Here is a 562-nt window from a genome sequence, read left to right as displayed (position 1 = left end):
GCGGGGACCTGGAAGACCGGGAACTGACGAGCCCTGTAAAGGTTGGAGGGAAATTGGACTACTTCATCCGAGCCGGACGGAGGAAGCAACCCTTCGCCCTCCTTCTTCGCCCCCCCCCCCCGCCCCCCCGCCACAGGGCGTCGGCGGCATACGCCCGCAGGCCCCGGCCGCCTCGCCCCTCGTACGGGCCGCTGACGCCGATGGCGCGGGGTCTGCGCGCCGTACGAACGGCGGCGGCGCTGGCGATGGTGATGGCGGCGATGTACGTGCACGTGGTGCGGCACCGGCGGCCGGTGGGGCCGGGCCCCGAGGTACGGCGCTCCGGTGGGCCGCGCCCCAACTGGGCGAGCCCCGGTGCGCCGCCGCCGATACGCCCCCGGCTCGCCTCTCGCGCCGGATCGGCGCCCGCTGGCCGAACGCCCAGGGCCGCGCCACCCGCCGCGCCGCCGTCGACGGCGCGGCCGCGGGGGGGTGAAGGGAGGCCCCGCGAGCCGCTTAGCGGAGAGACCGAAAAAGAGGCACCACTGCCGGGGCTGTGGCCCGAACGGAGGCCGTAAGGGCA

The organism is Streptomyces sp. NPDC044033 (assembly GCF_056434425.1).
This window is presented reverse-complemented; position numbering follows the sequence as displayed.